Source organism: Fusobacterium sp. DD2, from assembly GCF_018205345.1.
Classification (GTDB): Bacteria; Fusobacteriota; Fusobacteriia; order Fusobacteriales; family Fusobacteriaceae; genus Fusobacterium_A.
In genome coordinates this window covers 1-10147 of the sequence record NZ_JADRHM010000082.1, presented here as the reverse complement: position 1 = coordinate 10147, position 10147 = coordinate 1, and the positions used below count along the sequence as shown (strand labels likewise).

General features: G+C 32.5%; 11 protein-coding genes and 1 rRNA gene. All 12 read left to right on the top strand.

Features of this window, described 5'->3' with window-relative positions:
• Positions 1–58 precede the first annotated feature (58 nt).
• The 12 genes from rrf (at position 59) to IX290_RS10390 (ending at position 10113) form a co-directional block, all read left to right on the top strand.
• Positions 59–175, top strand: a 5S ribosomal RNA gene (rrf, locus tag IX290_RS10445).
• Positions 176–280: 105 nt separating this feature from the next.
• Complete coding sequence (locus IX290_RS10440) at positions 281–766, top strand: NAD(P)H-dependent oxidoreductase subunit E (RefSeq protein ID WP_211493128.1); 486 nt, start codon at positions 281–283, stop codon at positions 764–766.
• Between the two features lie 193 nt (positions 767–959).
• Positions 960–2141 carry a DUF3798 domain-containing protein gene (locus IX290_RS10435; RefSeq protein ID WP_211493127.1) on the top strand — a complete coding sequence of 394 codons (1182 nt, stop codon included), beginning with the start codon at positions 960–962 and terminating at the stop codon, positions 2139–2141.
• A gap of 62 nt (positions 2142–2203) precedes the next feature.
• Positions 2204–3817: a sugar ABC transporter ATP-binding protein gene (locus IX290_RS10430; RefSeq protein WP_211493126.1), complete on the top strand. Its 1614-nt coding sequence runs from the start codon at positions 2204–2206 to the stop codon at positions 3815–3817.
• Position 3818: 1 nt separating this feature from the next.
• Positions 3819–4841: an ABC transporter permease gene (locus IX290_RS10425; protein WP_211493129.1), complete on the top strand. Its 1023-nt coding sequence runs from the start codon at positions 3819–3821 to the stop codon at positions 4839–4841.
• The gene (locus IX290_RS10420; RefSeq protein ID WP_349290761.1) at positions 4831–5943 is read left to right on the top strand and encodes an ABC transporter permease; all 1113 of its coding nucleotides are present in this window, start codon (positions 4831–4833) and stop codon (positions 5941–5943) included. Before IX290_RS10425 ends, IX290_RS10420 begins: the two co-directional genes overlap by 11 nt.
• On the top strand, positions 5940–6308 hold the full coding sequence (locus IX290_RS10415; protein WP_211493125.1) for a DUF6672 family protein: 369 nt from the start codon (positions 5940–5942) through the stop codon (positions 6306–6308). The genes IX290_RS10420 and IX290_RS10415 overlap by 4 nt, the downstream gene beginning before the upstream one ends.
• Before the next feature lie 147 nt (positions 6309–6455).
• The gene (locus IX290_RS10410) at positions 6456–6626 is read left to right on the top strand and encodes a 4Fe-4S binding protein (protein WP_211493124.1); all 171 of its coding nucleotides are present in this window, start codon (positions 6456–6458) and stop codon (positions 6624–6626) included.
• Between the two features lie 72 nt (positions 6627–6698).
• On the top strand, positions 6699–6983 hold the full coding sequence (locus IX290_RS10405; RefSeq protein ID WP_211493123.1) for a Smr/MutS family protein: 285 nt from the start codon (positions 6699–6701) through the stop codon (positions 6981–6983).
• A gap of 60 nt (positions 6984–7043) precedes the next feature.
• Positions 7044–8057, top strand: a complete 1014-nt coding sequence (aroF, locus tag IX290_RS10400; RefSeq protein WP_211493122.1) for a 3-deoxy-7-phosphoheptulonate synthase — start codon at positions 7044–7046, stop codon at positions 8055–8057.
• Positions 8058–8768 (top strand): peptidoglycan editing factor PgeF, encoded by a 711-nt coding sequence (pgeF, locus tag IX290_RS10395; RefSeq protein ID WP_211493121.1) that lies wholly within the window; start codon positions 8058–8060, stop codon positions 8766–8768.
• Positions 8769–8778: 10 nt separating this feature from the next.
• Positions 8779–10113, top strand: a complete 1335-nt coding sequence (locus IX290_RS10390) for an MATE family efflux transporter (RefSeq protein WP_211493120.1) — start codon at positions 8779–8781, stop codon at positions 10111–10113.
• Positions 10114–10147 lie beyond the last annotated feature (34 nt).

Sequence of the window (10147 nt, the reverse complement as noted above, 5' to 3'; positions counted from 1 at the left end):
GGAGGATAGGAACTTGCCAAACTTTAATTTAAATAATAACTAAATATAATATATATTGCTTAGTGAAAATAGCTGCAGGGGTACACCTAGTCACATTCCGAACCTAGAAGTTAAGCCTGCAAACGCTGAAAGTACTTGGTTGGAGACGACCTGGGAGGATAGGAATTCGCTAAGCTTTTTTTTATTTTTTGCAAAAAAATGAGATTTTATTTTTATTTTTAACAAAAAAGAAAAAAATGTGGTAGAATATAGACTATATAGAAAAAAGCGGAGGATAATAATGAGTTTAAGTTACAAAAATTTTGTTAGAATGGAAGAGTATATAGAGAGCTTTCAGGATAAAAGAAGTTCTTTAATAATAATATTGCATAAAGCACAAGAGATTTTTGGATATATACCTGAAGATGTTCAAAAATTTATTGCGGAAAGTGTAGGAGTACCAGTAGAAAAAGTTAGTGAAATAGTTAATTTTTATAGTTTTTTTGCAACAGAACCAAAAGCTAAATATGAAATTCTTGTATGTTTAGGAGTGAAGTGCAAAAGAAAAGGGGCAAAAGAGATAGTAGAACAGCTTAAAGAGAAACTTCATATAGATTTAGGTGGAGTTACACCTGATGGATTATTTACACTAAAATCAGTAAACTGTTTAGGAGCATGTGGAAGTGCACCGGTAGTTGTAGTAGGGCAAAGAATGATAGCAGAAGCAAATATTGATAAAATTATGGGAGTAATTTCAGAGATAACTGGTCACGAGAACCAGGCATAAACACTGAATTAGAGCGGTTTTATATATTTGATTTCTTTAATAATATATATAATATATCAATAATTATATTGACATATAAAAAATTAAGGTGTATAATCAAACACAACAGTTCAGAAAAGTAAGAAAAGAGTACTAAAAAAATAGTACTGAGTTAAATTGGTACAAATCTATGTAAAATGTAAGGGGGAAAATTATGAAAAAGTATGTAATGATTGTTTTGATGTTCATTGTGTCATTATTTAGCTTTGCAGAAACTCCAGATTACCATATTGGGGTAGTAAGTGGAACTGTATCTCAATCTGAGGACAGTTTGAGAGGAGCTGAAGCATTAGCTAAGATGTATGGTACAGTTGAAAATGGTGGAATGGTTACTCATGTAACATATCCGGATAACTTTATGCAGGAAATGGAAACAACTATATCTCAAATAGTTGCCCTGGCAGATGACCCTAAGATGAAGGCCATCATCCTTGTTGAAGCCGTACCAGGAACTGTTGAGGCTTTTAGAAGAATAAGAAAAGCTAGACCAGATATCTTATTAATTGCAAACTCACCACATGAAGACCCAGATATTATAGCTGAGGCAGCAGATTTAGTAACAAACCCTGATAATGTGGCAAGAGGATATCTAATTGTAAAAGCAGCACAAAGAATGGGAGCTAAAAAATTTGTACATATATCATTCCCAAGACACTTAAGTTATGAACTTCTATCTAGAAGAAGAAACATAATGGCAGCAACTGCTAAAGATTTAGGAATGGAATTTATAGATATGTCTGCACCAGACCCAGTAAGTGACGTTGGTGTAGCAGGAGCACAACAATATATTCTAGAACAAGTACCTAACTGGTTGAAAAAATATGGTAAAGATACAGCGTTCTTTGCAACAAACGACGCTCACACAGAACCACTTTTAAAGAGAATTTCTGAAGACGGTGGATACTTTGTAGAAGCAGACCTACCTTCACCTACTATGGGATATCCAGGAGCTTTAGGAATCAAATTTACTGAAGAAGAAAAAGGAAATTGGCCAAAGATTTTAAAGAAAGTTGAAGATACTGTTGTATCAAAAGGTGCAGCTGGAAGAATGGGAACTTGGGCTTATTCTTATAACTTTATATCAGCTATTGCCTTAGGTGACCATGTAAGAAACGTAATAGAACATGGTGCAGATTTAACAGACTTTGATTCTATAATTGAATCTTATAATAAATTTACACCAGGTGCAAAATGGAATGGAAGTAACTATACTGATGTAAATGGTGTAGAAAAAGATAACTTCTTCTTGTTATATCAAGATACTTATGTATTAGGACAAGGATATCTTCATATGACAGATGAAAAAGTACCAGAAAAATACTTTAAAATTAAATAACAAAAATAAAAGGTGAGGGGAAATTTGTCTCCCCTCATTTTTTCAAATAAGGGGTGGAATTATTGAAAGAAGTATTATTAAAAATAGAAAATCTTTCAAAGACGTTTGGTGAAAATGTCGTACTAAAAGATATCAATCTTGAAGTAAAACCTGGCGAAATTGTTGGGCTGGTTGGTGAAAATGGGGCTGGTAAATCTACTCTTATGAAATGTATCTTTGGTATGCCAGTTATAGCTGAAACTGGAGGTTTTGGAGGAAAGATTTACTTTGATGGAAAAGAAACAAATTTTAAATCACCCTTTGATGCTTTGGAAGCTGGTATAGGAATGGTACACCAGGAGTTTTCATTGATTCCGGGATTTGAAGCTTCAGAAAATGTTGTGCTTAACAGAGAATCGACTATTAATACCTTCTTAGAAGGACTTTTTGGCTCAAGAATTAAAGCCATTGATAAGAAAACTGTTGAGTCTAGAGCTAATGATGCATTGGGAAGTTTGGGAGTGGATATTAATGTAAACACTGTGGTTACAGAGATGCCAGTTGCTCACAAACAGTTTACAGAGATAGCAAGGGAGATAGAAAGAGATAACACTAAACTTCTTGTGTTGGACGAACCAACAGCTGTACTTACAGAAAAAGAAGCTAAGATGCTTTTAGAGACAATGAGAATGTTGTCAGATAAAGGTATTGCTATACTTTTTATAACACATAGACTTGATGAGATTATGTCCATTTGTGATAAAGTAGTTGTATTAAGAGATGGAAAATTAATAAACTCTTCACCAATTGGAGATACAGATGTCAATGAGATAACAGAGTGGATGATTGGTAGAAAGATGGAAGAATCTTCTAATGATGTAGAAGAGATAAAAAATGATAATAAAGAAACTATTATTTCTATCAAAGATCTATGGGTTGACATGCCTGGTGAAAGTGTAAAAGGTTTATCATTGGAGATTAAAAAAGGTGAAATATTAGGACTTGGGGGTATGGCTGGTCAAGGAAAGATAGGAATAGCTAATGGAATAATGGGGCTATATCACGCAAAAGGTGATGTAGAATTTAAAGGAGAAAAAATAAAACTTAATGATCCTTCTGACCCATTACAAAGAGGACTATTCTTTGTATCTGAAGACAGAAAAGGAGTAGGACTTCTACTAGACAGTTCAATAGAAGATAATATTGCTTACCCAGCTATGCAGATAAAAGGTGAATTTTTTAAGAAGAGATTCGGTGTATTTAACCTTGTTGATGAGAAAAAAATAAAGGAAAATGCTGTTGATTATATCAAAAAACTTGAAATAAGATGTATGAGTGAGAAACAGACAGCTCAGGAATTAAGTGGAGGAAATCAACAGAAAGTATGTCTTGCAAAAGCTTTTACTATGGATCCAGAGGTGTTATTTGTATCAGAGCCTACAAGAGGGATTGACGTAGGAGCTAAGAAACTTGTACTTGATACTTTGAAGCAATATAACAGAGAAGAGGGTACTACTGTAATTATCACTTCATCTGAAATTGAAGAATTAAGAAGTGTCTGTGACAGAATAGCAATAATAACTGAAGGAAAAGTAGAAGGAATTTTACCACCTACAGCAGATGTTCTTGAATTTGGTAAGATGATGATGGGTGTTAAGAACAGAAAAGGAGGGGCAAAAAATGAAAAGTCTAAGTAAGATATTTAAAGAGGCTGGATGGCCTAGAATAATCATTGCTCTTTTCCTTTTGTCTATGTATGTTGTGTCTCCTTTTATTGGAATAGATTTAAAATCAGCAATAGGAGATACTATAGTTAGATTTGGGATGAACGCAGTGTTGGTATTGTCTCTTGTGCCTATGATACAGTCTGGGACAGGATTGAACTTTGGTATGCCTTTAGGAGTTGAAGCAGGACTTCTAGGAGCAGTAATAAGTATTGAAATGGGACTGCATGGAATACTTGGTGTATTTGCAGCAATAATATTTTCTCTTCCATTTGCTTTTATTTTTGGATGGATATATGGAAATATCCTGAATAAGGTAAAAGGTGGAGAGATGATGATTGCTACATATATTGGATTCTCATCAGTTGCCTTAATGTGTATAATGTGGCTTTTATTACCATTTAAGAGCCCTGATATGATCTGGGCTTATGGAGGAGAAGGACTTCGTACTACAATAAGTGTTGAAAACTACTGGCATAAAGCTTTTGAAAAAGCACTTCATATTCATACAGAACTTCTTCCATTAGGAGAGATTATATTCTTTATAGTTCTTGCATTTTTTATCTGGGCTTTCTTCAGAACTAAAACAGGTTATGCAATGAAAGCAGTTGGAACAAATGATATGTTTGCAAGAGCAACTGGAATAGATATTGATAAGATAAGAGTAAAATCAGTAGTAATGTCTACTGTGTTATCAGCAGTTGGAATTGTAATATACCAACAAAGTTTTGGATTCGTGCAATTATATCTTGCACCATTTTATATGGCCTTTCCGGCAATAGCAGCAATACTTATAGGAGGAGCATCAGTAAATAAAGCAACTATAACCAATGTTGTAATTGGAACTTTCCTGTTCCAAGGTATCCTTACTATGACTCCAAGTGTTGTCAATGGACTAATCAAAACAGATATGTCAGAGACAATCAGAATCATTGTATCAAATGGAATGATTCTATATGCCTTGACTAGAAAAGGAGGTGCCGGAAGTGGAAAGTAAGATAAAGAAATTTTTAGTTAACAATGTTGTACCTATCTTTATGATAATAGTGATTTTATTATCAGTTCCAGTTTCTGGTTTGAGTTTAAAATATATTATTCAGGAAATAATTTTAAGACTTTCACGTAACCTATTTTTAGTATTATCACTATTAATACCTATCATAGCAGGAATGGGATTAAACTTTGGTATTGTACTTGGAGCTATGGCTGGACAGATAGCACTTATATTTGTTACTGACTGGCAAGTTGTTGGGTTACAGGGATTATTTTTAGCAATGATTATGTCACTTCCACTTGCAGCTTTATTAGGATATATAGGTGGAGTGGTTTTAAATAAGGCAAAAGGTAAAGAGATGATTACCTCAATGATTTTAGGATTCTTTATCAATGGGGTTTATCAATTAATTGTATTATATGGAATGGGAAAGGTAATTCCTATCACAGATACTTCAATACTTCTATCAAGAGGATATGGAGTTAGAAATGCAATTGACCTTAAAAATATAAGAAGATCTCTAGATGATGCTGTTGTAATGCATATTGGAGAGTATTCAATTCCAATATTGACAATAATAGCAATAGTTTTGTTCTGTATGTTTATAGTGTGGTTTAGAAAAACTAAGATAGGACAGGACATGAGAGCTATTGGACAGGATTTGGAAGTATCAAGATCTGCTGGAATTAGTGCTGATAGAACCAGAATAATAGCCATTGTTATTTCAACTATGTTAGCAGGAATTGGACAGATAATATTTTTACAAAATATAGGTACTATGAATACATATAACAGCCATGAGCAAATAGGAATGTTCTCTATTGCAGCACTTCTAATAGGGGGAGCTACAGTATCAAAGGCAACTATTCCAAATGCTTTAAGTGGTGTAATACTTTTCCATGCTATGTTTATCCTGGCACCAAGAGCAGGTAAAGAGTTGATAGGATCTGCACAGATTGGAGAATACTTTAGAGTATTTATCTCATATGGTATTATAGCTTTAGTACTTATAATGCACCAATGGAGAAGAGATAAAGAGAAAGCAGCAGAGAGAAAAAGAATACTTAATGCAGATATACAAAAGCAGGATGGTGATAAGAAATGAAGGTAGCTAGAAACTGGCTGATAGTTCTTATATTTGTAATAGTTCTATCAGTAATACTTTTTATCACAGGAAGACAGCATAATGTCTATGTTGAGAATAAACCAAAAGGAGAGTATGTTGCAGTAAAGGATATAAGATATTCTCTTGATGGGGAAAAAGAAAAGAAAATAAAGCCAAATAAACGTAAGGCTGAAGTTGTAAAAGGACGTAGTCACAAGATAGTAGTTCAGTATAAAGATACAGATGGTGTTACAAAAGAGATAGAGAAAAAATTTGAAGTAAAAGCAACTGAAGACATAATTATTTATCTTCCTGTACTTACCAATAATGGTGAGGAGTGGATGGAAGAATTTATTTCAAAGTAGAGGTAAATATATAAAAAATTTAAATATCAAAATATTTGCGTTTATAAGAAATGAATTATTTTTTAATTATACTTGACAAAAAATTAAAAATAGTATAAACTTATCTTAGGTAAATTAAAAGATTAAAATAATTAGGAGGGATTTTGAATGCACGTAATAGATAAAGATACTTGTATCGGATGTGGAGCTTGCGAAGGAACTTGTCCAGTTGGAGCTATATCAGCAACTGATGATGGAAAATTCGCTATCGGAGAAGCTTGTGTAGACTGTGGTGCTTGCGCTGGTGGATGTCCAGTTGGAGCAATTGCTGCTGAGTAGTACTGAATTTTAAAGAGTCCGAAAGGACTCTTTTTTTTTCAATAATTTTAGAATTTTTGGGAGAGGTATTCTATGTATAATGAGATTGACTTACATTATATGAACTTTGATGATGCTTTAAAAGTATTTATTACAAAGTATAATAAACTTTATAAGGCTGGAGACAGAAAAGAGATAATGGTGATACACGGATATGGATCAAAACATCTTGAGAGTACCCCAGTAATAAGAACTAAAATAAGAGACTTTTTTTCTAGAAACAGGGATTGTGTAAAAATGAGACTGGATATGAATCCAGGAGTTACATATGTAACGCCGCTAAAACCACTGCCAATACCTAAAAGAAAGAAAAGATAAAGCTCTTTTCTTTTTTTGTCTAAAGAGTTATAATTTAAAGAAAATATTGGGAGCGTAATAATGTATATAAAAACAAAGAGAAATATAGGAGAAGAGGAAAAAAACGAAATCTTAAAATTTATATCTGCCAATAAATTGGGAAGTATAATAAAGGAAGAAAAAGATTATTTCAAAATTGGTATTGTAGGAAATACTAAAAATGTAGATTTAGATATACTTCTTTCTTTTGCAGGAGTAGATGAAATAGTACCTATTGGTAAAAGTTATAAATTTGTAAGTCGTGAATTTCAACCTGAAGACACAGTAATAGATATAAAGGGTAGAAAAATTGGTGGAGGAAACTTTTTGGTTATGGCTGGACCCTGTGCTATAGAGAGCAGAGAGTCAATATTTAAAATTGCAAAAGAGGTAAAAAAAGCAGGAGCTCAGGTTTTAAGAGGAGGAGCTTTTAAACCGAGAACATCTCCTTATGATTTTCAGGGTCTTGGAGAAGATGGTCTAAGATATATGAGAGAAGCTGCTGATAAATATGATATGCTTGTTGTTACAGAAGTTATGGATAGTCAGGATATACCACTTGTAGAAAAGTATGCTGATATTTTTCAAGTTGGAGCGAGAAATATGCAAAATTTCAGTCTTTTAAAGGCTTTAGGAAAGACTGACAAACCTGTTTTATTAAAAAGAGGTTTAAGTGCTACAATAAGAGAATTCTTAATGGCAGCAGAATATATTGTTGCATATGGAAATACAAATGTGATTCTTTGTGAGAGAGGGATAAGAACTTTTGAAACTATGACAAGAAATACAGTGGATATAAATGCAATACCTCTAATAAAAGAAAAATCACATCTTCCTATTATTATAGATGCAAGTCATGGTACTGGAAGAAGAAGTCTTGTACAACCAGTTACAATGGCAGCTGTAATTGCAGGAGCAGATGGAGCTATGGTAGAGGTTCATGAGAATCCAGAGTGTGCATGTTCAGATGGAATGCAGTCTCTTTATTTTGATGGATTTGAAAAACTTATGACTAATTTAAATAGATTGTTGGAGTTTAGAAAGGAAATAGTATAAATGACTGATAGGGGAAATTATATACAATTTGATGAACTTGAAAAATATGGGATATTTGCTATTTATACTAAGAAAGAATATGGAAATGTAATGGAGATGAAAAAGGAAAAGTTTATCTCCGATTTTTCATTTACAAATAAAAAAATTACTGCAGGACATCAGGTTCATAGCAGTAATATAGAGATAATAGAAGATGATAATAAATTATATTTTGAAAATACAGATGGCTTTATAACTAAACGAAAAGATATAGTTATTTATACAAAATATGCCGATTGTCTTCCTATATATATATATGATAGAAAAAGAGAGATAATTTCTCTTGTCCATTCAGGTTGGATGGGTACATTTAAAGAGATAGGAATAAATGCTATTAATATAATGAAGGAAAAATACAGTTCTAATCCTGAAGATATAATTATAACTTTTGGAATTGGAATTTCACAGGATAGATATGAAGTGGGAGAGGATTTTTTAGAAAAATTTCAGGGAAAATTTCCTTCTCAATTAATATCTAAAAGTTTTAAAAGAGAAAATGGAAAATTATATTTTGATAATCAGAAGTTTAACTATCTTAATCTGATAGCTCATGGAATAAAAGAAGAAAATATAAATACAAATAATTTATGCACATATGATGGTGATTTCCATTCATATAGAAGAGATAGAGAAAAATCAGGAAGAAACGGAGCCTTTATCTGTTTTAAATAAGGAGAGAACATTGGAAAAAGGGTTTTATAAAAATCTTTTGGCTATCACTATACCTATTACAATTCAAAATATTATTTCGTACAGTGTAAATATGATGGATACTTTGATGTTAGGAAGCTTTGGTGAGACTGTATTATCAGCATCAAGCCTTGCAAGTCAGGTATTTTATATATTTTCACTTCTAATATCTGGAATAGGTTCAGGGTCAGGAGTTTTATGTAGCCAGTATTATGGTAAAAGGGATATGAAAAGTTTAAGGAAAATAACTGCTATGGCTTTAAAAATAGCAATAGGTGTTGGAATACTGTTTGTTCTAATGCTTGTAATTTTTCCTAAACAGATAATGCTTCTTTTTACTTCAGAAACTGGAGTAGTAGAAGAGGGGATCAAATACTTAAGAGTGGTATCTCTTTCGTATATTTTTTATTCAATTACAACAATATTTTTAATTATTTTAAGAAGTGTAAAAGATGTAAAACTTTCTATATGGATATATGTTTTGTCATTTTGCACTAATATAATTTTTAACTACATATTTATATTTGGACATTTTGGAGTACCTAGACTTGGAATAGTTGGAGCTGCTATTGGAACGATTATAGCAAGAGGGTTGGAAGTGATTTTAGTCCTTTTATATCTAAAGTATAGAGAGAGTGTTTTGAGATTTAAAGTTATAATGTTAAAATATTTCGATGGGTCTCTTTTAAAGGATATGATAAGATATGGACTTCCAGTAACCCTGGGAGAGACATTCTGGGGTCTTGGATTAGCAGTGCACTCATCAATCTTGGGACATATGGGAGAAAGAGTAGTAGCTGCTAACAGCATATGCAATGTATTGCATCAGTTTTCACTTTCATTTGTACAGGGACTTGGAAGTTCTTCAGCTGTAATAATGGGTGGAATGATAGGTGCAGGTCTTATAGAAAAAGCAAAAGAAGCCAGCAGAGCTTTTGTAAAGGTATATACACTGTGTGGATTTTTAAATACACTGTTTATGATAGCAATAAGTAAACCGATATTTGCTATCTATACTTTACAGCCTGAAACACTTGTTCTAGCAAAGCAGTTTTTATATACATATGCTTTTATTACATTCTTTAGATCTATAGTGAGCCCAATAATAGGTGGAATACTGTGGGGTGGAGGAGATACGAGATTTTCTGCTTTTGTAGATATTACATTCCTTTGGGGACTAATTCCAATAGGTTATTTAGCGGCTTTTAAATGGAATATGAACCCTGCAGCAGTACTTGTTATATTAAGATTGGAAACATTTTTAAAACTTGTAGCCTGTCTAATAAGAATACGTGGAGACAAGTGGATAAAAAATACAACAAGATAGATGTGATAAAAAATTAAGATGCTTGAAAAAAGCA